The organism is Leucobacter manosquensis (genome assembly GCF_018304845.1).
GTDB classification, from domain to species: Bacteria; Actinomycetota; Actinomycetes; order Actinomycetales; family Microbacteriaceae; genus Leucobacter; species Leucobacter alluvii.
The window spans coordinates 3,128,234-3,151,101 of sequence record NZ_JAFEVO010000001.1 but is presented as its reverse complement, the minus strand read 5'-3'; the positions used below and the strand labels follow the sequence as shown (position 1 = coordinate 3,151,101).

The window sequence follows — 22,868 nt, the reverse complement described above, 5'->3', positions numbered from 1 at the left end:
CCCCAAGCACTCCTCCCCGAAGCACTCCAAGACACCAACCCGCTCGGCATCCCCCAACACATCAGCCCAGCAGGCCAATCACACCACTGGGGCGCACGCTGGCACTAACCCCCACCCAGACACCCACCCGGAAACCGCACGGGCGCCGAATCCACTGCGCGACGGGCGCAAACGGACCCGCCGGCACACAGCAAGACCCCCGAGAGGCTCAGCCTCCCGGGGGTCTTCGTCGATCGAGGATCAGTGCCAGAGCACGGCGAGCACCACGTTCACCACCGACAATCCGGCGATGGCGCCCAGGAATCCACCCGGAACGGGCTGCTTCTTCCGGCCGATGAGCACGACTGCGATCAGCACGAGCAGCACGACGAGCTTCACGCCGATCTTCGCGTTGTTCGGCTGGCCTCCGGTCGCGTAGACCATGCCGACGAGCAGCAGGCCGGTCGCCAGCAGCAACCACGCGCCGTGCAAGATGCCAGGAGTGATACGAGCGCGTGCTTCCTTCACCGCCGACAACTGTGCGAGCGTGCTGCCGAACACCGCGCCGAATCCGACGATGTGCAGGACGATGAGTATTCCCTTGACGATTTCCACGTCTCGATTCTCCCGGGGCGAGCACCCTGCCGCAACGAAGGCGAGGCTTGCTCACACCAGATGAATGAAGGAAAAAACCGCAGATCAGAGGATCAGTGGAAGAAGTGCCGCTCGCCCGTGAAGTACATGGTCACGCCTGCTGCCTGAGCCGCATCGACGACCTCGGGGTCTCGGACCGACCCGCCCGGCTGCACGACCGCGCGCACGCCGGCGTCGAGCAGTACCTGCAGGCCGTCGGCGAACGGGAAGAACGCGTCGGAGGCGGCGACCGATCCGCGCGCGCGGTCTCCCGCGCGCTCCACCGCGAGGCGGCAGGAATCGACGCGGTTGACCTGGCCCATGCCGACACCGACCGAAGCACCCCCCTGCGCGAGCAGGATGGCGTTCGACTTCACGGCGCGGCTCGCACGCCACGCGAACTCGAGATCGGCGAGCGTCGCGGCATCAGCGGGCTCGCCCGTCGCGAGCGTCCACTCGGATGCCGGTGCGAAGGAGCGATCGGAATCCTGCAGCAGGAACCCGCCGGAGACCTGACGCAGCTCCACGGGGTTCGGCTGGTAGTCGGCCGGCAGCACCAGCAGTCGCACGTTCTTCTTCTGCGTGAGCACGGCGAGGGCGTCGGGCTCGAAGCCGGGAGCGACGATGACTTCGGTGAAGATCCCGGCGACGGTCTCCGCCATCGCCTTCGTGACGATGCGGTTCGCCGCGATCACGCCGCCGAACGCGGAGACGGGGTCGCACGCGTGCGCGAGTTCGTGAGCGGCGGCGATCGGGTCGGCCGCACCTTCTGGCGCGACGGCGATGCCGCAGGGGTTCGCGTGCTTGATGATGGCGACGGCAGGGCGCTCATGATCGAACGCGGCGCGGAGCGCGGCGTCGGCATCGACGTAGTTGTTGTACGACATCTCCTTGCCGTGGAGCTGCGCGGCCTGTGCGATGCCCGATCCTTCGTTCTCCGTGAAGAGTGCGGCCCGCTGATGGCTGTTCTCGCCGTACCGCAGCACCGATTCGCGGAGCCCGAAGACCTCGTAGCCGACGTACCCCTCGGTGGTTTCGAAGATGCTGTCGATCGACGCCTCGCTCGAATCGGCTTCGGCGGCAGGCGCCTCGCCCCACTCGGCGTCCTCCTGCTCGAGGAACCAGTTCGCCACGGCGGCATCGTACTGGGCCGTGTGCACGAACGCCTCAGTGGCGAGCGAGCGGCGCTGGGCGAGCGTCGTTCCGCCGGCCCGCACGGCGGCGATGATCTCGTCGTAGCGTCCGGGCGAAACGACGATCGCCGCGTTCGCGTGGTTCTTCGCGCTCGCCCGCACCATCGCGGGGCCGCCGATGTCGACGTTCTCGATGACGTCGGCTGCCGGCTTGCCCGATGCGACCGTCTCTTCGAAGGGGTACAGGTTGACGACCACGAGCTCGAACGCCGCGTAGCCGAGCGCGTCGAGCTGCGCGCGATGGTCGGCGAGGCGCAGGTCGGCGAGCAGTCCGGAGTGCACGGCGGGGTGCAGTGTCTTCACGCGGCCGTCGAGGGCCTCCGCGAATCCGGTGACCTCGGAGACATCGGTGACGGCGTGGCCCGCCTCGCGGATCGTCGCAGCGGTCGAACCCGTCGAGACGATCTCGACCCCGTTCTCGGCGAGCGCGCCGGCAAGGTCGAGCAAGCGCGTCTTGTCGCTGACCGAGATCAGCGCGCGTCGCACGGGCACGACATCGCGGTGCTCGTAGAGGCTGGGGTCGTGGCTCTGAACTGCCATGCGGCGGGACTCCTTAGGTCGGTGTTCGCAGTCTGGATACGATTCGGGTGCTGAGGCGCTGATCGAGCGCAGGATCACCGCGCGCCGGGCAGCGCGAGCTCTCCGAGTGCGATCTCTCGCACGGTCTGCACGAGCAGGGGGCGTTCGAGCTGCTTGATCCGCTCGTGGAGCTCGGCTTCGGTCTCGCCGGGGCGGACATCGACGGCGGCTTGTCGCAGCACCGGGCCGGTGTCGACGCCCTCATCGATGACGTGCACGGTGACCCCGGTGCGCTCGGCGCCGGCGGCGAGCGCGTAGCGCACCGCGTGGGCCCCGGGGAATGCGGGAAGCAGTGCCGGGTGCGTGTTGATGAGGCGGGGACTGAAAGCGCGCACGAAGCCCGGGGGAAGAATACGCATGAGTCCGGCACTCACCACGAGACCGGGGTGCGGGCCGGTGCCGACGTGGTGCTCTTGGATCGCCGCGGTGAGCACCTCGCCCCACGCCTCCCGAGAGTCCGAGTCGCGGGGTCGCACGACGAATGCGGGGATCCCTGCGGCGCGCGCGTGCTCCAGGCCGGGCGCGTCGGTGTCTGATCCGACGCAGGCGATCTCTGCCGGGAAATCGGGGTCGGCGGTCGCGTCGATCAGCGCCTTGAGGTTGCTGCCGCCACCGGAGATGAGAACCGCGATTTTCAGCACCGCATCAGTTTACGCGACGGCCGTCACCCGTACTGCCGAGCGACCGCTGAGCATGCGGGACACCGGGCAGCGCTCGTGCGCGGCTGCGGCGAGCGCGTGCGCCTCGTCGAGCGGTACGCCGTCGAAGCGCAGTTCGGCTGCTCCGGAGAATTCGAACCCCTGGTCGGCCAGCGGGTGCAGCGAGATCTCCACGGTTGCTTCGACGTCGGTGCCCGGCCCCGCGACGACGCGAGCTGCCGCGTTCAGGCATGTCGCCCACGACAGGGCGAGCAGTTCCTCCGGGTTCGTGGCTCCCGCCCGATTCTCCGCGGTCGGCGACGCGACGCGCACGCGCAGGCCGCCGTCGACGAAGCTCTCCCCGCTGATGCCGTCGGAGTTGCGGGCCACTGCGGTGTAGATCGGTGGCTCGGGTGTTCGGTGCGTCGTTTCGCTGCTCGGCATGGTGCTCCTGACGTGACTTGCGGTTGCGGGCTGCGCACTCTATGTTAGACCCAGTCTAACTAATATATTTCATGAAAGCACTGTGGTGAAGAGCTGATGAGCGACGCAACGACCACTTCGACGGCGGTCGTCTTCGACGGCGTGAGTCGTCGCTTCGTTCACGGTGAGGCGGAGGTCGACGCGCTCTCCGATGTCAGCCTCGACATTCCTCGCGGTTCGATCTTCGGAGTGCTCGGCGAGAGCGGCGCGGGGAAATCCACACTGCTGAGACTCATGAACGGTCTCGACCTGCCGACCAGCGGACGCGTGATCGTCAGCGGTACGGATCTCGCCGCGCTCGGCTCTCGCGAGTTGCGCGCCATGCGGCACCGGATCGGCGTCGTCTTCCAGCACTTCAACCTGCTCGGCAATCTCACGGTGCGCGCGAACATCGCCCTCCCGCTGCGCCTGCAGCATCGCCGCGACCCCGCGCGCGTGACCGCAATGATGGAGTTCGTCGGGCTCGCAGGGCTCTCCGACCGCTATCCGGCTCAGCTCTCCGGGGGGCAGCAGCAGCGAGTGGCGATCGCCCGCGCACTCGTCACCGACCCTGAACTGCTGCTGTGCGATGAACCCACGTCCGCGCTCGACACGCACACGACGGCGGAGATTCTCGAACTGCTGCAGGCGACCCGGGCGGAGTTCGGAACGACGATCGCACTGGTCACCCACGAACTCGACGCGGTGAAGGCCGTGTGCGACGCCGCAGCGGTCTTCGAGCGAGGACGCCTGCTCGACATCGTCGAGGTTCCCCGAGTCGCACAGCACCGGGAGCCCCGATACCTCGATCACGTGAAATCGAGGCTCGCATCTTGAACTTCTGGAACGAGCTCGACCGCGTCTTCGGGGAGCACGGCGGAGAGATCGCCCGAGCACTGGGCGAGACGGGCTACATGGTGCTCGCGTCGATTATCGTCGCGGTCGTCCTCGGCACTCCGCTCGGCATCGTGATCACCCTCACACGACCGGGCGGCGTCATGCCGAGACGTGCGATCTGGAGCGCCGCCAACGCGTACGTCACCATCGTGCGCTCCTTCCCGTTCCTGCTCTTCGTCGTCTTCATGATTCCCCTCACGCGCCTCGTCTTCGACACGAGTTTCGGCACCGTGGCCGCGACCTTCCCACTCGGCTTCGTCGCGGTCGCCATCTACGCCCGCCTCACCGAGCAGATTCTGCTCGAACTGCCGAGCGGATTGCTGCTCGCGGCGGAGTCGATGGGCGCGAGCATTCCGCAGACCGTGTTCCGCTTCCTCCTCGTCGAGGGGCGATCCGGTCTGGTCTACGCACTCACATCGGCGACCATCAGCTTCGTCTCCTACTCGACCGTGCTCGGCGTCGTCGGCGGAGGCGGCATCGGCGACTTCGCGATGCGGTACGGCTACCACCAGTACGACTTCACTCTCATGTACGTCACGATCGCGCTCATCGTCGCCTGCGTCATGCTGCTGCAGAGCGTCGGCACACGCGTCTCCCGCGCGATCGATCACCGCTGAGCGGTGCGGACGACCCTCCCCCTCGATCCCCCATCCTCGACAGAAAGCACCCCATGCGCCATCGCCTGATCATCACCGCCACTGCCGCCACCGCCGCTCTCCTGACCCTCGCCGGCTGCGCCACTGGCCCAGACGCTGCCGATGGCTCGGGCGCGGGAGGAGGCCAGGAGACGCGGACGCTGAAGGTCGCGGCGACCACCACTCCGATGACTGACGTCGTGGAGGCCGCAGCCGAGGCGATTGCGGCACCGTACGAGATCGAACTCGTCGAGGTCGCCGATTACGTGCAGCCCAATTCGATGCTGCAGCACGGGGAGCTCGACGCCAACTTCGTGCAGCATCCGCCGTTCATGGAAGAGTTCAACGCGGGCAACGACGCGTCGCTCGTGGTCATCGAGCCCGTGTATCTGACCGTGGTCGGGATGTACTCGAGCACGCACGCGAGCATGGACGAAGTGCCGGAAGGAGGCCGCATCGTCATTCCGCAGGACACCTCGAACGCCGCCCGGGCACTGCAGATGGTCGCGAAGGCCGGACTGATCGAGCTCGACGCAGACGCAGACACCTGGTCGGTGACGGTCGACGACATCACGAAGAACCCCAAGAACCTCGATTTCGTAGAGGTCGACATCATGCAGCTCTCGGCGGCGTACCCTGAGGCCGACGCCGTCTTCCTGCACGGCACGTTCGCCCGCCAGCTGGGCCTCACACCGGATGAGGATGCGATCGCCGTGGAGCAGGACCCTCAGTTCGCCGTTTCGCTCGTATCCCGCGAGGACAACGCCGATTCGCCGGAGGTCGCCGCACTCGCAGAGGCGTTCCACAGCGACGAGGTGCGTCAGGCGCTCGAGGACGCAGAAGTCCCGGTGGCCTTCTAATCACCCGATCGGGTCGTCGCAGGCGGAGATGGTGATCGTACGATCGGCGAGCTCCCACGGACGGTGCCACGCGTACAGCTCCTCCTCCTGGGCGGCCCAGCGGTCCCAGTGCGGGGCGTAGACCTCACCATCGCGTGCGAGCGCGCGGCGCTTTCGCGTCACCGCCTCGACCTCGAGCCAGACGCTGCGCACCCGAGGCAGTGCCGCTCCTGCGGCGGCGGCCCAGTTCTCGGCCGCTGCGAGGTTCTCAGCGGTAATCGCACCGCATCCCTCGATCACGAGCGGAACCCGCGGTTCGATGCGCTCGCGGACACCGAATGCAGCCGCGATCCAGTCGTACGCACGGTAGCTGCTCGTTCGCAGCGCGGCCGCGAGCGCGAGCGACCCGGCGGCGAGCCCATCCCACCCCGGGTACAGCGCCTCCACGTGCAGCACCTGCGCAGGCCGGCGCAGGGCCGCGAACGTCTGCACCATACGCTCCGCGAGATGCGTCTTCCCCGAGCCGGAGCGGCCGTCGATGAGCAGCACGTCGCAGTCGGCGAGCTCCTCGAGATCCAGATCCACCATCAGAACTCCCGGTTCCCGTCCGTGCGCCAGCGTTCGGCCGCCAGCATGATGCCGGCCGTCAGCACGCCGAGCACGACCGCCCCCGCGAGCCCCGCCCCGTAGCTCTCGGGTGCCTGATGGCCGATCAGCGCGGCGACCACGACCGGGAGCGTCTGCTCCCCGGGTCGCACGAGGAAGGACGTGGCTCCGAATTCCCCCAACGAGGTCGCACAGGCGAAGCCGAGCGCGAGCCCCGCCGAACGTCCGAGCAGGGGCAGATCGATGGCGCGCAGCATCGCGAGCGGGCCGGCGCCGAGCGACGACGCCGCGTCGCGCAGCTCGGTCGGGATTCCCCGGAGCACGGGCAGCAGCGTGCGCACGACGAGCGGCAGCGCGACGAGGGCCTGAGCGATCGGGATCAAGACGGTCGAAGTTCGCAGATCGAACCCGATGCCGAGTGGCCGATTCATGGTCAGGAGCAGACCGAAGCCCAGCGTCACTGCTGATACGCCGAGCGGCAACATCACGAGCGCGTCGAAGGCCTCGATGCCCCGTCGGAGCGATCGGGTGCGAGGGCGACGGGAGAGGACGAGGGCCAGCAGCATGCCGAGCACGATAGCGATGAGGGCAGCCACCGCGGCGATGCGGAGCGAGGCTCCGATGGCCTCGAGCACCGTGCCATCGATCGGCAGCGCTTCCGGCGGATCTGCGAGCGCGGCGTAATTCGCCAGCGTCCACCTCCCTTCCCGGTCCCTCAGCGAGCGCGTCACCAGAGCGGTGAGCGGGAGCACGTGCAGCAGCAGCAGCGTCGCCCCCACCAGCGTCAGCACCGGAGCATCGACTCGCCGTGGAGGCGTTCCGCGCCCCCGCTCCTCGCGCAGCACGACCGCGCGCTCTCCGGCGCGGCGCAACTGCGCCGACACGGCGAGCGCGGCGGCCACAATCGCGAACTGGGCGATCGACAGCACCGCCGCACCGCGGAGGTCCAGGAACTGAACGGTGAGCCGGTAGATCTCCGTCTCCACGTTCGCGAAGGCGGTGCCGCCGAGAATGAGCACGATGCCGAACGAGGTGGAGCAGAAGAGGAACACGAGCGCCGCGGCCGACGCGATGGCGGGGCCGAGCGCGGGGAGTGTCACGATGCACCAGGCGCGCACCCGTGATGCGCCGAGCACTCGCGCGGCCTGCTCGGAGGTGTCGTCGAGGCGGGCCCAGAACCCGCCGACCATGCGGGCGACGACGCCGACGTTCGGAAATGCGAGTGCGAGTACGACCGCGGCGAAGCTCTGGTCCAGCCCCCACGATCCCAGCGGCCCTCCCGGTCCGAGCAACGCCGAGAATGCGACGCCGACGACCACCGAGGGCAGCACGAACGGCACCGTGAGCACCCCTTGCAGCACCCGCTTGCCGCGAAAATCGAGACGGTAGAGCGCGTAGGCGGCTGGTACCCCGAGCGCGAGGGAGAGCGCAGTCGCGAGCCCCGCCTGGGCGAACGTCTGACCGATGACCCGCCAGGTGCGTTCGGCGCCGAACACCTCTGGCAGACCGCTCAGATCGAGTCGTCCCCCGTCGACGAACCCCGTCGCGACGAGCGAGAACACCGGCCAAACGAAGAACAGGGCGAGGAACGCGAGCGGCAGGGCCGCCGCCAGCGTCCACGCTGCAACGCCCCACGGGCCGAGAGCGGCACGTGGGGCGCCTCGGCCAGTCGGGCGGATGATCAGAGGCCGATCTGCTCGCTCAGGGCTTTGAGCCAGTCCTCGCGACCCGACTCGATCTCGCGGGAGCTGAGGTCGTGCGTCTGCCCCGGCGCGGGCGACGGCGCGAATTCCGTCCATGCCGAGGGCAGTTCCACAGCCGCATCGACGGGGTTCATGTACATCGCGTCCGGAATGGTCTGCTGGAACTCCTGCGACACGAGATAGTCGACCACGGCCTCGGCGCCGGCCTCGTTCTGAGCACCCCTCAGCACCCCTGCGTACTCGACCTGCCGCGTGCACGTGTCGAGCAGCGCGGCAGTGCTCGACGCCGTGCCAGCCTCGTCGACCGTAAAGGCCGGAGACGAAGCGTAGGAGACCACGATCGGCCGCGTACCCGCTTCGCCGCCCTGGGTGAACTGACCGTAATACGCGTCGCTCCAGCCCTGCTCGATGCGCGCTCCATTGTCGACGAGCCGCTGCCAGTAGTCCGCGAAGCCGTCCTCCCCGAATTCGGCGACGGTGCCGACGAGGAACGAGGCCCCCGTCGACGAAGCGGTCGGGTCGAGCAGCACGGTGAGATCGCGATACTCCGGCTTCGCCAGGTCGTCGTAGGATCGCGGCTCCGGGATCCCCTGATCCGCGAACCAGGCGGTGTCGATATTGATGCAGGTCGCGCCATGGTCCACGGCGACGAGGCCGGAACCCGGATCGCCGTCGACGGCGAACTGCTCAGCGCCCTCGGGCAGCTGCGCTGGAGCGTAGTCGGCGACCACGTCGTTGTCGATGAGACGCGAGGCGAAGATGTTGTCGACGCCGAAGAACGCATCGGCGATGGGCGCACCCTGGGTGAGTACGAGCTTGTTCGTGAGCTCTCCCCCGTCGCCGGCTGAGACGACCTGTATGTCGTACCCGGTCGCTGCCCTGGCGGCCGCAGCGAAATCATCGTTCGGGAACGAGTCGTGGACGGCGAGCGTCACCGTCTTCGTATCCGGCGCTTGCTCCGCACCGCTCGCGCATCCGCTCGCTCCGAGGCAGAGCAGTGCGCCGAGCGCGAGCGCGGGCAGTGCGCGGTGCCGCACACGATGAGAATTGGGCGTAGGCGTCATTGAGGCGTCCTTCCTCCGCTGGCATGAACCAGATCAGGTGAACGGTCGGAGCTCGCGTGCTCCCTCTCAGCCCCGCGCGCCGGGACTCCCGTGGATTGCCCTCTTACCCTAGTGCCCTCGCCCCGGCCACCGCCAACCCGATCGACGTTCGGGCTTCGGCTCCTCCGCCGCGTCGTCGCTGGGCGTCGCCTCCGCGTCCCACGAATAGGCCTGCACGAGTGTCGCCTCGTCGATCAGCTCGTCGGAATCGCGACGGGCGTCGGGTCGTGACTCCGCCTCGCCCTCGTCCGAGGCATCTTCAGCCGTCGGCTCGTCGGAGCCGGGACGCAGCGGTTCGGCCTGCACGATCGCCTCGGTATCGAACGCCTCCGTGTCGAAGGCCTCCGTGTCGAACGTCTCGGTGTCGAACGTCTCGGTGCCGAACCCTTGACCGTCGCTCGCCTCGGCACGGGTCGGCTCAGTGCCGAATGCTTCGGCGTCGAAGGCCGCAGTGTCGAACGCGTCGGTTTCGTCACCTGCGGTACGCATCGCGTCGATCTCGTGCATGTCGGCGGTCGCGTCTTCGACAGCGCGCCGTCCTCTGGCGGCATCTCGATCCGCGGCCAGGACGAGTGCCTCGTCGACCGCCGTCTCGAAGTCGACGTCGTCGCTGTCGCCACCGGCGTCGGCACCGGCACCGACGCCGGCACCGGGAGCAGGGTCTGCGGCTGCTGCTCGGCCAGGCAGCAGACCGCCCGACGCAACCGCTGCGGGAACGACGGATGGCAGCGCGGCGCGGAACTTCGCCGCGTCGAAGCGTCCCGCGATGACGCCGATGAGCAAGCCCCCGCCCACCTCGAGCGCGATGAGCCCCCCTGTGAGCCAGGGGTCGGGGCCGTTCGACGCGAGGCGATCCGGCCCCATCGACCCGCGCGCAAGGGCGCTCAGGCCGGCGACGGAGAGTCCTGACAGCACCGCGGCCAGCACCGTGATCGACACGGCGGCCGGCCACGAGGCCCGGCGCATCCCGGGTCGGCGCGCGAAGAGCACGCCGAGAGCGAGCGCGGCGATGACCAGTACTCCCGGGGCCAGCGCCCCGCGCTCACCCCAACCGTCGGGAAGCACGCCGAGCATGGGCAAGGCTGGGAGCGGGCCGAGCAGCGTTTCGAATGGGGTGACCGAGCTTCCGGCGCCGATCTCGAAGCCGGCTCCCGACATCCACGCGAGGCTCCACACGATCGCCAGCGGCACGAGCGCCAGTTGCGCGAGGAACAATGTGAGCGACCCGATGGGATCGAGCTGCAGACTCTGCGCCAGCGCCGTGACATCGGCATAGCCGACCGCCACAGCGACGGCGAAGCCCAGCGCGGCGATACCGAGCATCAGCGCGAACGCTGCCGCCGCGAGACGAAACATCTCGGCCGCACGGCTCGGCAATGCTGCTCCGAACCGGACCCCCAGGTATTCGAGCCCGCGCAACGCGATCCTCACGCCCGACTCCCACCACGGGTGCCCGTCGCGCCCGGCACGCACCAGGAACGCCGCGCACGATGCGGCACCGTACACGGCGGCGGCGCTGAGCGCTGCCTGGACCGCTGAGCCTTCGATCAGGGGCGCGGCGAGTGCCGCTGCGGCGAGGGCGACGGCCCCGAATCCGACTGCGCCGCCGAGCACGCCCATGGCGCCGACCCCGCCACGGCCGGCGAACCGCCATCCCGCGCGCAGCGCCAGCAGCACCGAGATGAGCGTGATGCCGAGAGGAACGAGCGACAGGGTGAAGCTGAGCGCTTCCGGCGCGAGCCCCAGGCCGAGCGCCGTCTCCGCTGACAGCGAGAAGTGCAGCGGCACGAAGTGCGCCAGCAGCCAGATGCCCGTCACGTCGGCCGCGACCGACGCGGGTTCGGCCGCGAGGCCGAAGGTGATGACCCAGACCAGCACTGCGGGAACCGCGACGACGGCGATTCCGGCGAGCGCCACGGCGACCGCCTCGATTGCGGCGATCACCGCGGTCACCAAAGATCTCATTGCCAGAATCTTACTCCGAGCGGCGCCCCGGATTCCCTGGTCCCACTGCCGTAGGGTGAGGGGTCAGCTCTCGAATCGCGCACGGGAAGGCCGGGCACTCATGCCGCACGCTCCGCTCCAACGCTCGGCCGACGCACCGCAGGGGCGGGTCGTGATCACCGGAGCGGGCGGCTTCATGGGCCGATATCTCGCGGACCGGTACCGAGATGCCGGGCGCGACGTCATCACGGTGGGTCGGTCCGGTTCGAACATCAGCTGGAACGACGCCGCTGCACTCCGCGACGCCGTGGACGGCGCGTCGCTCCTCGTCGGCCTGGCGGGCAAGAGCGTGAACTGCCGCTACACGGCTGCGAACCGCGCCGAGATCATGCGATCCCGCGTCGTCACCACGCAACGGCTCTCGCGGGCCGTCGCTTCGGCCGCCGACCCTCCGCCGGTCTGGTTGAACGCTTCCACGGCGACCATCTACCGGCACGCCGATGACCGCCCCATGACCGAGGCCGGCGGCGAGATCGGTTCGGGCTTCTCGGTCGGCGTCGCGCAGGCGTGGGAAGCGGCGCTGATGCGCGATGCACTGCCCCGCACGCGTCGCGTCGCACTGCGCACCGCGATCGTGCTCGGCTCCGGTGGGGTGCTTCCGACGATTCGCGCTTTGGCTCGCCTCGGTATGGGCGGATCGCAACTCGACGGCCGCTGGCCGGTGACCCGGGCTCGTCGGCTCGCGGGCACTGCGCACCGGTTCGCTGCACGCGGCGGTTCTCAGATGTTCAGCTGGATCCATATCGAGGACGCCGCGCGGGCCCTCGATTTCCTGGAGCAGCATCCAGAGCTCGACGGCGCCGTGAACCTGAGCGCACCGAACCCGGTCGACAACCGCACCTTCATGCGCACGGCGCGCAGCGTACTCGGGGTCGCGATCGGCCCGCCGCTGCCCCGCTGGGTGCAGGAGGTCGGTGCGATCGTGATCCGCACCGAGACGGAACTCGTGCTCAAGAGCCGGTGGGTGCTGCCCGAACGATTGAGCCGGTCGGGGTTCGCGTTCCAGTACCCCGAGCTCGAGCCCGCGCTGCGTGCGGCGTATCGCAGGTGACCGCTGCTATTCGGCGCCGTGGATCAGCCCGAGGATGCGGTCTTGCAGATCCTGGAACTCGACGGTGCGCTCGGACGCCAGGGTGCGCGGCCGCGCGATCGGCACGTCGACGATCTGCTGCACACGGCCCGGACGCGGACTCATCACGATGACGCGATCGCTCGTCACTACGGCTTCACCGATGTCGTGGGTCACGAGGAGCACGGTGATGCGGTGCCGTTCCCACACCTCGAGCAGCAGTTCTTGCATGGTGCGGCGCGTGAGAGCGTCGAGCGCCCCGAACGGCTCGTCCATGAGCAGGATCTCCGGTCCGTAGCTCAGCGAGCGCGCAAGTGCGACGCGCTGCTGCATGCCGCCCGAGAGCTCGACCGGCCGTGCGCGTTCGAAGCCGTCGAGGCCAACGAGGCCCAGGAATTCCCGAGCCCGATCCGCCCGATCGGCCCGGGAGAGGCCCCGCTCGCCGCGCAACGCGAATTCGACGTTCTGCTGCACCGTCAGCCACGGCATGAGCGTCGCGTGCTGGAAGACCACACCGCGGTCTCTGCCCGGCCCCGTGATCGGAGCACCGTCCACCTCGAGCGTGCCGGAGGTCGGTTCCTCCAGACCGGCGATGAGCGACAGCAGCGTCGACTTGCCGCAGCCGGAAGCGCCGACGATCGAGACGAATTCGTTCGTTCCGACCTCGAGGTCAACGCCCTCCAGGGCCGTGACGCTCCCGAACCGCTTCACGATGCCGGCCGCCCGCAGTTTCGGCGACGCGGGGTGCTGAGCGCTCATGGGCGACCCTCCTGATACGCGAACATGCGCCGACCGGCCGCGCGCATGGCCTGATCGAGAATCAGCCCGAGCACACCGAGGACGAACACGTACCCGATGATCAGGTCGGTCTCGAAGAATCGCTGCGCCACCGTGATGCGGTAGCCCATGCCACTTGAAGCGGCGACGAGCTCTGCGACGACGAGCCAGGTCCAGGCCCACCCGAGCGTGATTCTCAGCGCGTCCCAGATGCGCGGCATCGCCGAGGGCACGACGATCCGCACCAGCAGTTGCCCCCAGCTCAGCCCGAGGGTCTCCCCCAGACTCACCAGCGTCCGCGGGGTGCGCCGCACCGCGTCGGCCACCATGAGCACCTGCTGGAAGAAGGTGCCCATCCAGATGATCAAGAACTTCTGATTCTCGTCGATGCCGACCCAGACGATCGTGAGTGGAACGAATGCGACGACCGGCATGTACCGGATGAAATCCATGAGCGGCTCGAGCGCGGCTTCCACCCGGGCGTTCACACCCATGAGCGTGCCGATCGGGATCGCCATGACGGTCGCGATCACGAAGCCCATGAGAATGCGGAAGGAGCTGACCCCGACGTCGCTCCACAGCTCGCCGTTCGCAACCTGCCGGCCCAGAGCCTCGAGCACCGCGCCAGGGCCAGGAAGGAACATCGGGTCCGCGAGACCCGTCGCGCCGGCCGCCCACCACACGGCGATGAGCAGCACGAACGTCGTACTCGCGATCGCGAGGTACGCCGGGCGCCCGATCGGTCGTCCGATGCGCGCACGCCGACGCCGCAGCGCCGGAACGGTGTTCACGGGTCCCGCCATGATTGCCGGCTACTCCCCGAGGAACTCGGCGCGGATCGCGCTCGTCGCCTCGACATCGCCCGAGATCAACCCGATGCGCTGCGCCACCTCGGCGAGAGCCGGCAGCGTCTCGTCGGCGTAGTCGCCCGAGAGCTGATCGCGGTTCTCGGCGAGCGAGTAGTAGTGCACGCCGGCGAAGGCGGTTTCAAGATCGGCAGGGTCGGAGCCCACCCCTGCGGCGATGATGCCCTGCGCGGCCTCGGTGTCGCTCTCGTAGTACGCGACGGAATCGTCCCACGCGGCGAGCACCTCGCGCACCTCGTCCGGACGCTCGTCGAGCACGTCGTTGCGCACGACCAGCACGTCCGTGATGAGTCCGGGGAACTCTCCGGCGGTCACCACTGCTTCGGCTCCGGCGTCCGAGCCGAGCGCCTCGCTGATGTACGGCTCGTACGTCACCCCGGCGTCCACGCGGCCGGCGAGCAGCATGGGCGTCACCTTGTCAGCAGACGACTCGACGACCTCGATGTCGTCGAAGTCGAGGCCGGCCTCCTCGAGCGCTTCGGCGATCAGGATCTCGCTCGTGGCGCCCTTCTCGAACGCCACCGTCTTGCCCTTGAGTCCCGCCACATCATCGATGCCCGAAGTGCTCAGGATCGCGTCGGCTTCGGTGGCCGAGTCGAGCATGAGCACGATCGAGACGTCCACGCCCTCCTCGATGAACTGCAGTGCGGCCTGAGCGCCCACGTTCGCCATGTCGAGCCGATCGGCGGCGAGCGCGGCGTTCACGTCGGAGTCGGCGTTGAAGCTCGACAGCTGCACGTCGACTCCGCGGTCCTCGAAGAAGCCCTGGTCCTCGGCGACGTACCACTGCCCGTATCCGAGCCAGGGCTGCGTGCCCATGCGCAGCGCCTCGCCGGACGCTTCGTCGGACGAGCCGCCCGACTGCGTCGAGCAGCCCGTGAGCGCGAGTGCGATCGCTGCCGTTGCGGCGGCGGTGAGGGAGAGCGTGCGGGTGAGGCGGGTCACGGCGGTCCTTTCGAAGTGGCGCGGCCGAAGGGGGGCGCGCGGAGGCGCGACTTCGCGCACAACCTCTCCAGTTTACGGGAGACTGCGCGGATTCGTCCCGTTCCGAACGCGAGCGGGGCGGCCTCCCGAAGGAGACCGCCCCGCTCTGGCAGAGATGCGCCGGTGCTTACAGTGCGTTGAACGCCTCTCGCAGCAGGTTCGCTGTTTCAGTCGGCGTCTTGCCCACCTTCACGCCTGCAGCCTCGAGGGCCTCCTTCTTCGCCTGCGCCGTTCCGGCCGAACCGGAGACGATCGCACCTGCGTGACCCATCGTCTTCCCCTCGGGAGCCGTGAACCCGGCGACATAGCCGACGACGGGCTTCGTCACGTTCGCCTTGATGTAGTCGGCGGCGCGCTCCTCGGCGTCGCCGCCGATCTCGCCGATCATCACGATGGCGCGGGTTTCGGGGTCGGCCTCGAACGCGGCGAGCGCGTCGATGTGCGTCGTACCGATCACCGGGTCCCCGCCGATGCCGATAGCCGTCGAGAAGCCCAGGTCGCGCAGCTCGTACATCATCTGGTACGTCAGTGTTCCCGACTTCGAGACGAGCCCGATCGGGCCCTTGCCGGTGATCGTGGCCGGCGTGATGCCTGCGAGCGCCTCGCCCGGGGTGATGATGCCGGGGCAGTTCGGGCCGATGATGCGCGTCTCGTTGCCGGTCGCCTGGGCGTGCGCCCACAGCTCGGCCGAGTCCTTCACCGGCACGCCCTCAGTGATGATGACGAGCAGGCCGATTCGGGCGTCGATGGCCTCGATGGCGGCGTCCTTGGTGAACGCCGGCGGCACGAACGCCACCGATACGTTCGCCCCGGTGGCCTCCATCGCCTCGGCGACCGAGGCGAAGACGGGAAGCTCGACGGTTGCGCCGTCGGCGTCGACGTGCGAGACAGTGGTGCCGGCCTTGCGGGCATTCACTCCCCCGACGACGTTCGTCCCGGCGGCGAGCATGCGCGCGGTGTGCTTGGTGCCCTCGCCGCCGGTGATGCCCTGGACGATGACCTTGGAATCCTTGTTCAGGAAGATCGACATGGTGGTTCTCCTACAGTCTTTCGTCTCGGCTCAGCGGGCGTTCGCGAGTTCGGCGGCCTTGTCGGCGCCCTCGTCCATCGTGGCGGCCTGCGTCACGAGCGGGTGGGCAGCCTCGTTGAGAATCGCGCGGCCCTCTTCGACGTTGTTGCCGTCGAGACGCACGACGAGCGGCTTGTTGGCGGCGTCGCCGAGCTTCTTCAGCGCGCCGACGATGCCGTTGGCGACCGCATCGCAGGCGGTGATTCCGCCGAATACGTTGACGAACACCGACTTCACCTGCGGATCGCCGAGGATCACGTCGAGTCCCGCCGCCATGACCTCTGCAGACGCGCCGCCGCCGATGTCGAGGAAGTTGGCGGGCTTCACGCCGCCGTGGTTCTCGCCCGCGTAGGCGACGACGTCGAGCGTCGACATGACGAGCCCGGCGCCGTTGCCGATGACCCCGACCTCGCCGTCGAGCTTCACGTAGTTCAGGTCCTGCGCCTTGGCCTTCGCCTCGAGCGGATCCTCGGTCGACTTGTCGGCGAGCTCAGCGTGCTGCGGCTGACGGAAGTCGGCGTTCTCGTCGAGGGATACCTTGCCGTCGAGGGCGATGACGTCGCCGGCGCCGGTGAGCACGAGCGGGTTCACCTCGACGAGCGTGGCGTCTTCGCCGACGTACACCTCGTAGAGCTTCTGGAAGACGGGAACCACCTTCGGGATGAGCTCCTCGGGGAACTTCGCCGCCCGGGCGATCTCCTCCGCCTTCGCAGCGTCGATGCCCACGATCGGGTCGACGGCGATGCGCGCGAGCGCTTCGGGCTTCTCCACCGCGAGCAGTTCGATCTCGACGCCGCCCTCGACCGAGGCGAGCGACAGGTACGAGCGGTTGGCACGATCGAGCAGCACGGAGAAGTAGAACTCCTGCGCGATGTCAGCGCCCGCGGCCACCATGACGCGCTCGACGACGTGTCCCTTGATGTCGAGTCCGAGAATCGACTGCGCCGCCTCGAACGCCTCATCGGGGGTCTTCGCGACCTTCACGCCGCCGGCCTTGCCGCGGCCTCCGGTCTTCACCTGCGCCTTCACGACGACGACGCCGCCGAGCTTCTCGGCAGCCGCGCGCACCTCTTCCGGGGTGTCGGCGACGATGCCGGCCAGTACCGGCACCTCGTATCGTTCGAATAGATCTCGTGCCTGGTACTCGTACAGATCCACGTACTGTCCTTTGCTTGGGAGTCGGGGTGATCCGAGGCAGAAAAATGTCTCGATGTCGAGGTAACTCGACCGGTGCTCAGCCTATCATCGCGTGATGGGCGTCCCTCGACCGCCTCCCGGCTTCGCGCGATACAGCTCGGCGTCCGCCCGCGCGAGCACCGCGTCGAGCGGTTCGCCCGCGCGGGCCGTCGCGATCCCCCACGACCATGAGAAATCGGAGTCCGTCCGAAGCCTCCCGAGCTGCTCCTCCACTGCGGCTGCGTCACCGCGGAAGACCAGCGCGAACTCGTCCCCGCCCAGCCGCGCGACGAGCCCGCCTCGACGCGCGGTGGTGCCGCGGCGGCCCACCAGCTCGTTCCACGCGTCCACGCTCGCCGAGAGCGCGGTATCGCCGGCCAGATGGCCACCGGCATCGTTCACACCCTTGAAATCGTCGAAGTCGAGCATGGCGACGGTGACGGGTTCGCCGCTGCGGGCCGCTCGGCGCCGCACGACCCCGGCGAGTTGCTGCAGCCCGCGACGATTCAGCGCCCCGGTGAGGGAATCGAGTCGCGCCTCCTTGCGCAATTGACGCTGCACGGTTCTCGCCCCTTCGAAGCAGAACAGCGCGACGAGGATCGCGTAGCCGACCATCATCCTGGGGTCGGATACGCCGTTTCCGAGGTCGGGGTTGAGGTGCAGGATGAACAGGAGGCGCACGACACCGAGCCCGATGAGGGCGCGACCGAGCAGCGCAGGGGAGAACCACCCGATGTACAGCGCGATGAGCGGAAGCTCGAGGAGAGCGTTGATCTCGGCGTGCACATGGATCGAGGCGAGGAGGAAGTAGGTCGACAACGACTCGATGCCGGCGAACATGACGAGCCCGGCCCAGAGCGGGTACCGGCGCCCGAGCACCAGCGGCAGCACGGTGGCCACGATGTAGAAGGTGAGCCACAGCGAGACTGCAGATCGGTTGAGGTGCGGGTGGGGCAGGAGGAGATCGAAGACGAAGACGGTTGCGAGCAGCAGCGGGACGGCTGCGCTCATGTACGAGAACGGCGTCTGCCTGCGGTCGAAGCGCTCCCACGCGTCGCGCACGACAGCTCTCGCGCTTACGCGGGGCCGGCGGCTATCCATGCGGCACCTGCCGCTTCAGCCGCTTCTGCGCGTACAGTGCCGCGTCGGCGCGCTGCAGGAGTGCGGCGAGGTCGTCGCCGGCGGCGTACTCGCTCGCACCCCACGACCACGGGTGCGTGGACGCGGCCTGCAAACGCTCGACGATGGCACTCGTTTCCGCGCGATCCGTATCGGGGAGGAGGATCGCGAACTCGTCGCCGCCGAGCCGACCGATGACGTCGCTGCTGCGCAGTTCGCTCCTCCATGCGCTCACGGTCGTTTCGAGGGCCCGGTCGCCGGCGGCGTGACCGTGCGCGTCGTTGACCTGCTTGAAGCCGTCGAAGTCGATGGCCAGCAGCGACATCGGAGTGGTGCGGCGTCGCAGCCTGACCGCTGCCCGCTCGAAGAACGGGGCCCGGTGGAGAGCTCCGGTGAGCGCATCGGTGGCGTCGACGCGTTTCGCTCGACGCCAGAGATAGTTGCCTGCGATGTAGCAGAAGAGCAGACTCAGCAGACCGTGCACCGCCACGGGGGCGCCGATGCGTCCCTCGGGGTTGAAGAGCGGGTTGGAGACCATGACCATCCCGAACACTGCCATGCACAGCGCGATCAGCGGCAGGGCGAGACGCGGCCGCACGAACCAGCCGAGGTAGAAGGCGACGATGGGCAGCTGCTGCAGCGCGGAGATCACCGTTTGCGGGTCGTCGGCGAGGCTCAGGAAGTAGGCCTGGGCCACCAGGAAGATGAAGACGGCGACGATGCCCACCCACCGCGGGAGGCGCCGTCCCAGGAAGAGCGCCGTCACGGCACTGGTCAGGGTGATGACGAGCAGCGCCCAGTTCAGCGCGCGATGCTCGATGTAGTCGGGGAAGAGCAGGTCGACCGCGAGCGTGAGCGACATGAGCACCGCGGCGAAGGTGATGTACCACGAATGCGCGTCGTGTCTGCGGAGGAATGCCGTCGCCGAGGGCATACTCCGCCCTCCCTTCGATGCGGTGCGCATCCCCCGTCTTCCCCAGCCGTCCGGGTATAGGGTACACACTTCCGCGATCCGGGCATATGGCGAGATTCTCGGTTCGACGCAACATTCGCCGTACATCTTCCGTTCTCTCAGCGATGAAGAATACACTCGATCGCGCTGCGGCCGCCGGCCTCCCCGCTCCGGGGCGGGTATTCGAGTCGGCGCGGCGGGAGAGAAGTCACGTGAGCACTACGGAGGAGGCCCGCCCCGAGGGCCTGCGAGCACGCAAGCGCCGGCGCACCGAGAACGCCATCGAGTCATCGGCGGTGCAGCTCGCCCTAGAGCTCGGCGTCGAGCACGTCACGGTCGATGCCATTTGCGAACGCGCCGATATCTCTCGGAGCACCTTCTTCAACTACTTCCCGTCCCGAGACGATGCGATCGTCGGGCGAGCGATCGACATCCCGGACGGCGAAGCCGCGTTCGCCGTGCTCGACAGCACGCCGGATGATCTTCCGCTGGGTCTCTTCCGTCTGCTCTTCGCGGCCATCGGCCACCGCAGCGTCAATGCCGACATTGCGCGGGATCGAGGCCGTCTCGTCGCCGAGCAGTACGAGGCCGGGCGTTTGATGATGATCTCGATTCTGGAATCGGGCTACCAGCTCGACGCGGTCGCGGTGGCGTGGCTTCGGGCGCACCCGGAGCACGCGAAGCTGGACTCACCGCAGCGGGAGTCGGCGCTGGCCCTCGCGCTCGTGCATGGCGCGATGACGGCGCAGATGGCCGAGTGGACGGCGGGAAGCGGCGACGTGAGCGCCGACGAGTCGGACTTCTTGCGCATCGCGGCCGACTTCCGCCGACTGCTCGGCGCGAACGCGGCGTAGGCGTAGGCGCCGCGTTCCCTCGCGCCGCAGCGTTCCAACGTGCGTCGCCCAGGTATTCGACGAGCGGCGCCTACTTATTCGACGACTTTCTCGATCGGTGCGAGCTTCACGAGCAGCTTGCGCTCTCCGACGGTGTCGAATACCACGTGGGCGATGCGCTTCGTTCCGGAGCCCGAGATTCCCGTGACCCTGCCGTCGCCGTACTCGTCGTGCCGAATGCGGTCTCCTGTTGCGAGCTCGAGGTCGCCGTTGTCTCTCACCGAACCGCCGACGAGGTTCGGGAAGCCACCCCCGCTCGCTTGAGCCTCCTTCGCAAGTCGCTTCCGTTCGCGCCACTTGTCGAGCGCGGATTGCATGTTCCCGCTCGCGGGCTCGCTGACTGCGGCCGATCCAGAGCCTCCTCCGCCTCCGGAGAACGACACTGCGGAGTCCGTACGGGTGCGCGACCAGGATCCATTCGAACCCGGTGAGCGGGGCGCGTTCAGCGCGCGCGAAGCGGTCCCACCCCGTCCGGTCACCTCGCCCGGCGACTGCCGCCAGTCGATGAGCCCTTCGGGGATCTCCTGCAGGAACCGCGACGGCATCGCGACGGAGACGTCGCCGAACGTCGCACGGGTCGAGGCGAGTGTGAGGTACAGACGCTCGCGCGCTCGCGTGATGCCGACGTACATCAATCGGCGTTCCTCGTTGATGCCGCCGATCTCATCGACAGACATCTGGTGCGGGAGGAGTCCTTCTTCGACTCCCGTGATGAAGACGGCTGCGAACTCGAGGCCCTTTGCCGTGTGCATCGTCATCAGCGACACGGTGCCGCTCGAGTCGTCGAGGTCGTCGGCGGCGGCGACGAGACTCACCTCGGTCAGGAATGCGAGCAGACCCGCGCCTGGTTGCTTCACGTCGAACTCGCGCGCCACGGCGAGGAGTTCCTCGAGGTTCTCAGCGCGGGCATCGTCTTGCGGGTCGCGCTTCGCCCGCAGCTTCTCGATCATGTCGGTCTCGTCGAGCACCAGCTTCATCACGTCGCCGACGGGGGCTGGGGCGGCGTCTTCACCCGCGACGTCGGTCGCACCGCCACCGGCGGCCATCCGTGATGCCCGCACGAGCATCTCGCCCAATCCGCGGACGGTCGCGCGGATCTTCGGGCCGATCGCCGTGACCTCCTCCGCTCGCAGCATTGCTTCGTGGAACGACAGGCCGTTGGCTTCCTGGAAGTTCGCGAGATGGGCCTCCGCCATCGCGCCGACCCCGCGCTTCGGAGCGCCGAGGAGGCGCGACCACGCGATGGGGTCGTACGGGTTCGCAATGCTCGTGAGGTACGCCATCGCGTCTTTCACCTCGGCGCGCTCGTAGAACTTCGTGCCGCCGAGCACGCGGTAGGGAATGGCGGATCGGATCAGCAGCTCTTCGAGGGCGCGCGTCTGGGAGTTCGTGCGGTAGAAGACGGCGATGTCGCTGTAGGCGACGCCCGCGCGGTGCAGGTCCTCGATCTCCTCCGCGACGAAGCGTGCTTCATCGTGCTGCGAGTACCCGGTGAAGCCGACGATTCGCTCGCCGTCGCCCTCCGACGTCCACAGCCGCTTCTCCTGGCGGTCGAAGTTGTTGCCGATCACGGCATTCGCCGCTGACAGGATGTTCTGCGTCGAGCGGTAGTTCTGCTCGAGTTTCACGACCTCGGCGCCGGAGAAATCGCGCTCGAACTCGACGATGTTGCGAATGTCGGCGCCGCGGAACGCGTAGATCGACTGATCGGAGTCGCCGACGACTGTCAGGCTCGCGGCGGGGATGCGGCCGGAGGCGTCGAGCTCGCGCTCGCGCGCCGGCGGCACGAGGCGCTCGACCTCTTCCGGTTCGATGGGCCGCGTGAGCTCGCGGATCAGCGAATACTGCGCGTGATTCGTGTCCTGATACTCGTCGACGAGAATGTGACGGAAGCGGCGCTGATAGATCGCCGCGACATCGGGGTGCGAACGGAACAGGTGCACGGTCTGCCCGATGAGGTCGTCGAAGTCGAACGCGTTCGCACGCTTCAGCTCCTGCTCGTACATTCTGAAGATCTCGACGAACAGCCGCTCGCGAGGGTCGTTCTCGTTCATCGTCGCCGCGTGCGTCGCGGCGTCGACCAGCTCATTCTTGAGTTTCGAGATCTTCGAACCCGAGTTCGCCGGAGTGAAGCCGTACGTGTCGGCGTCGAGCTCCTTGATGATGCGCTTCAGCAGCGCACGGGAATCGGCGGAATCGTAGATCGTGAAGCCGGACACATAGCCGAAGCGCTCAGCCTCGCGACGCAGGATGCGCACGCACGCCGAGTGGAAGGTCGAGACCCACATGCCCTGCGATGCGTCTCCGAGCAGCCCCTCGATGCGCTCCCGCATCTCGGCCGCGGCCTTGTTCGTGAACGTGATGGCGAGGATCTGGCTCGGCCATGCCTCGCGCTCGCGAATGAGATGCGCGATGCGATGCGTCAGCACCCGGGTCTTGCCCGAGCCTGCTCCCGCGACGATGAGCAACGCGGGTCCGCGAGTCGTCACCGCTCGCGCCTGCGCGGGGTTGAGACCGTCGACCAGGGGGTCGTCGGCCGTGCCGTTCGCGCCGGTTCCGCCGCCGACCGGGAGACCTGAAGGGTCGAGAAGTTCGAAGTCGCTCATCGTGCCCCCAGTCTACGAGGCGCCTCCGACATTCGGCCTCGCTGGCTCGGCGCACGGCCAACGCCCTCCGATCCCGCAGAATAGGA

The 22,868-nt window shown here is 68.3% G+C and carries 21 protein-coding genes and 1 riboswitch; of the genes, 5 read left to right on the top strand and 16 right to left on the bottom strand.

Annotation, left to right across the window (positions count from 1 at the left end; genetic code table 11):
• Window positions 1-240: 240 nt before the first annotated feature.
• The 4 genes from JSQ98_RS14740 to JSQ98_RS14725 all read right to left on the bottom strand — a co-directional run bounded on the left by JSQ98_RS14740 (window position 241) and on the right by JSQ98_RS14725 (window position 3,466).
• The gene (locus tag JSQ98_RS14740; RefSeq protein WP_090147223.1) at window positions 241-594 is read right to left on the bottom strand and encodes a hypothetical protein; all 354 of its coding nucleotides are present in this window, start codon (window positions 592-594) and stop codon (window positions 241-243) included.
• Between the two features lie 92 nt (window positions 595-686).
• A complete protein-coding gene (purH, locus tag JSQ98_RS14735) occupies window positions 687-2,345 on the bottom strand; it encodes a bifunctional phosphoribosylaminoimidazolecarboxamide formyltransferase/IMP cyclohydrolase (protein ID WP_090147221.1) in 1,659 nt (552 codons plus the stop codon).
• Window positions 2,346-2,419: 74 nt separating this feature from the next.
• Window positions 2,420-3,025 (bottom strand): phosphoribosylglycinamide formyltransferase, encoded by a 606-nt coding sequence (gene purN / locus JSQ98_RS14730; RefSeq protein WP_211650327.1) that lies wholly within the window; start codon window positions 3,023-3,025, stop codon window positions 2,420-2,422.
• A 9-nt stretch (window positions 3,026-3,034) separates the two neighbouring features.
• Complete coding sequence (locus JSQ98_RS14725) at window positions 3,035-3,466, bottom strand: OsmC family protein (protein ID WP_090147216.1); 432 nt, start codon at window positions 3,464-3,466, stop codon at window positions 3,035-3,037.
• Between the two features lie 96 nt (window positions 3,467-3,562).
• Here JSQ98_RS14725 and JSQ98_RS14720 point away from each other — a divergent pair, with 96 nt between their 5' ends.
• From JSQ98_RS14720 to JSQ98_RS14710, 3 genes are read left to right on the top strand one after another with little or no spacing between them, the layout of a single operon-like run.
• Window positions 3,563-4,321, top strand: coding sequence for a methionine ABC transporter ATP-binding protein (locus JSQ98_RS14720; RefSeq protein WP_090147214.1), 759 nt, complete (start codon window positions 3,563-3,565; stop codon window positions 4,319-4,321).
• The gene (locus JSQ98_RS14715) at window positions 4,318-4,998 is read left to right on the top strand and encodes a methionine ABC transporter permease (RefSeq protein ID WP_090147210.1); all 681 of its coding nucleotides are present in this window, start codon (window positions 4,318-4,320) and stop codon (window positions 4,996-4,998) included. Before JSQ98_RS14720 ends, JSQ98_RS14715 begins: the two co-directional genes overlap by 4 nt.
• 53 nt (window positions 4,999-5,051) lie before the next feature.
• The gene (locus JSQ98_RS14710) at window positions 5,052-5,876 is read left to right on the top strand and encodes a MetQ/NlpA family ABC transporter substrate-binding protein (protein WP_090147207.1); all 825 of its coding nucleotides are present in this window, start codon (window positions 5,052-5,054) and stop codon (window positions 5,874-5,876) included.
• Here the strand turns inward: JSQ98_RS14710 and JSQ98_RS14705 are convergent, their stop codons facing one another.
• From JSQ98_RS14705 to JSQ98_RS14690, 4 genes are all read right to left on the bottom strand, one after another.
• A complete protein-coding gene (locus JSQ98_RS14705; protein WP_211650326.1) occupies window positions 5,877-6,443 on the bottom strand; it encodes a nucleoside/nucleotide kinase family protein in 567 nt (188 codons plus the stop codon). It abuts the gene before it with no gap.
• The gene (locus tag JSQ98_RS14700; RefSeq protein ID WP_211650324.1) at window positions 6,443-8,023 is read right to left on the bottom strand and encodes an ABC transporter permease; all 1,581 of its coding nucleotides are present in this window, start codon (window positions 8,021-8,023) and stop codon (window positions 6,443-6,445) included. The genes JSQ98_RS14705 and JSQ98_RS14700 overlap by 1 nt, the downstream gene beginning before the upstream one ends.
• A gap of 119 nt (window positions 8,024-8,142) precedes the next feature.
• Window positions 8,143-9,228: a thiamine ABC transporter substrate-binding protein gene (locus JSQ98_RS14695; protein WP_211650322.1), complete on the bottom strand. Its 1,086-nt coding sequence runs from the start codon at window positions 9,226-9,228 to the stop codon at window positions 8,143-8,145.
• A riboswitch (TPP riboswitch) is annotated at window positions 9,222-9,330 on the bottom strand. Its footprint overlaps the gene before it by 7 nt.
• Before the next feature lie 6 nt (window positions 9,331-9,336).
• Entirely contained in the window at window positions 9,337-11,232 is a 1,896-nt protein-coding gene (locus JSQ98_RS14690) for a cell division protein PerM (RefSeq protein WP_211650320.1), read from the bottom strand.
• A 100-nt stretch (window positions 11,233-11,332) separates the two neighbouring features.
• Between JSQ98_RS14690 and JSQ98_RS14685 the strand changes: the two genes are divergently transcribed.
• Window positions 11,333-12,322: an epimerase gene (locus JSQ98_RS14685; RefSeq protein WP_211650319.1), complete on the top strand. Its 990-nt coding sequence runs from the start codon at window positions 11,333-11,335 to the stop codon at window positions 12,320-12,322.
• A 6-nt stretch (window positions 12,323-12,328) separates the two neighbouring features.
• Here JSQ98_RS14685 and JSQ98_RS14680 read toward each other — a convergent pair whose 3' ends face one another.
• From JSQ98_RS14680 to JSQ98_RS14650, 7 genes are all read right to left on the bottom strand, one after another.
• Window positions 12,329-13,099 carry an ABC transporter ATP-binding protein gene (locus JSQ98_RS14680; RefSeq protein WP_211650318.1) on the bottom strand — a complete coding sequence of 257 codons (771 nt, stop codon included), beginning with the start codon at window positions 13,097-13,099 and terminating at the stop codon, window positions 12,329-12,331.
• Window positions 13,096-13,920, bottom strand: a complete 825-nt coding sequence (locus tag JSQ98_RS14675) for an ABC transporter permease (protein WP_211650317.1) — start codon at window positions 13,918-13,920, stop codon at window positions 13,096-13,098. Before JSQ98_RS14675 ends, JSQ98_RS14680 begins: the two co-directional genes overlap by 4 nt.
• A 9-nt stretch (window positions 13,921-13,929) precedes the next feature.
• Window positions 13,930-14,928 carry an aliphatic sulfonate ABC transporter substrate-binding protein gene (locus JSQ98_RS14670; protein ID WP_211650316.1) on the bottom strand — a complete coding sequence of 333 codons (999 nt, stop codon included), beginning with the start codon at window positions 14,926-14,928 and terminating at the stop codon, window positions 13,930-13,932.
• A 166-nt stretch (window positions 14,929-15,094) separates the two neighbouring features.
• Complete coding sequence (sucD, locus tag JSQ98_RS14665; RefSeq protein ID WP_090147185.1) at window positions 15,095-15,997, bottom strand: succinate--CoA ligase subunit alpha; 903 nt, start codon at window positions 15,995-15,997, stop codon at window positions 15,095-15,097.
• 30 nt (window positions 15,998-16,027) lie between these two features.
• A complete protein-coding gene (gene sucC / locus JSQ98_RS14660; RefSeq protein WP_200329776.1) occupies window positions 16,028-17,194 on the bottom strand; it encodes an ADP-forming succinate--CoA ligase subunit beta in 1,167 nt (388 codons plus the stop codon).
• Window positions 17,195-17,278: 84 nt separating this feature from the next.
• A complete protein-coding gene (locus JSQ98_RS14655; protein WP_346728805.1) occupies window positions 17,279-18,274 on the bottom strand; it encodes a GGDEF domain-containing protein in 996 nt (331 codons plus the stop codon).
• Between the two features lie 31 nt (window positions 18,275-18,305).
• Window positions 18,306-19,265 carry a GGDEF domain-containing protein gene (locus tag JSQ98_RS14650; protein ID WP_090147176.1) on the bottom strand — a complete coding sequence of 320 codons (960 nt, stop codon included), beginning with the start codon at window positions 19,263-19,265 and terminating at the stop codon, window positions 18,306-18,308.
• 230 nt (window positions 19,266-19,495) lie between these two features.
• Here JSQ98_RS14650 and JSQ98_RS14645 point away from each other — a divergent pair, with 230 nt between their 5' ends.
• Complete coding sequence (locus tag JSQ98_RS14645; protein WP_200329782.1) at window positions 19,496-20,137, top strand: TetR family transcriptional regulator; 642 nt, start codon at window positions 19,496-19,498, stop codon at window positions 20,135-20,137.
• A gap of 74 nt (window positions 20,138-20,211) precedes the next feature.
• Here JSQ98_RS14645 and JSQ98_RS14640 read toward each other — a convergent pair whose 3' ends face one another.
• Entirely contained in the window at window positions 20,212-22,782 is a 2,571-nt protein-coding gene (locus JSQ98_RS14640) for an ATP-dependent helicase (RefSeq protein WP_211650314.1), read from the bottom strand.
• Window positions 22,783-22,868: the final 86 nt, after the last annotated feature.

What these genes read in the sequence shown, in the direction of transcription:
- purH (WP_090147221.1), bottom strand. Translation starts at nt 2,345, where the DNA reads ATGGCAGTTCAGAGCCACGACCCCAGCCTCTACGAGCACCGCGATGTC.
- JSQ98_RS14725 (WP_090147216.1), bottom strand. Translation starts at nt 3,466, where the DNA reads ATGCCGAGCAGCGAAACGACGCACCGAACACCCGAGCCACCGATCTAC.
- JSQ98_RS14720 (WP_090147214.1), top strand. Translation starts at nt 3,563, where the DNA reads ATGAGCGACGCAACGACCACTTCGACGGCGGTCGTCTTCGACGGCGTG.
- JSQ98_RS14710 (WP_090147207.1), top strand. Translation starts at nt 5,052, where the DNA reads ATGCGCCATCGCCTGATCATCACCGCCACTGCCGCCACCGCCGCTCTC.
- JSQ98_RS14705 (WP_211650326.1), bottom strand. Translation starts at nt 6,443, where the DNA reads ATGGTGGATCTGGATCTCGAGGAGCTCGCCGACTGCGACGTGCTGCTC.
- JSQ98_RS14695 (WP_211650322.1), bottom strand. Translation starts at nt 9,228, where the DNA reads ATGACGCCTACGCCCAATTCTCATCGTGTGCGGCACCGCGCACTGCCC.
- JSQ98_RS14690 (WP_211650320.1), bottom strand. Translation starts at nt 11,232, where the DNA reads ATGAGATCTTTGGTGACCGCGGTGATCGCCGCAATCGAGGCGGTCGCC.
- JSQ98_RS14685 (WP_211650319.1), top strand. Translation starts at nt 11,333, where the DNA reads ATGCCGCACGCTCCGCTCCAACGCTCGGCCGACGCACCGCAGGGGCGG.
- JSQ98_RS14680 (WP_211650318.1), bottom strand. Translation starts at nt 13,099, where the DNA reads ATGAGCGCTCAGCACCCCGCGTCGCCGAAACTGCGGGCGGCCGGCATC.
- JSQ98_RS14675 (WP_211650317.1), bottom strand. Translation starts at nt 13,920, where the DNA reads ATGGCGGGACCCGTGAACACCGTTCCGGCGCTGCGGCGTCGGCGTGCG.
- sucD (WP_090147185.1), bottom strand. Translation starts at nt 15,997, where the DNA reads ATGTCGATCTTCCTGAACAAGGATTCCAAGGTCATCGTCCAGGGCATC.
- JSQ98_RS14650 (WP_090147176.1), bottom strand. Translation starts at nt 19,265, where the DNA reads ATGCCCTCGGCGACGGCATTCCTCCGCAGACACGACGCGCATTCGTGG.
- JSQ98_RS14640 (WP_211650314.1), bottom strand. Translation starts at nt 22,782, where the DNA reads ATGAGCGACTTCGAACTTCTCGACCCTTCAGGTCTCCCGGTCGGCGGC.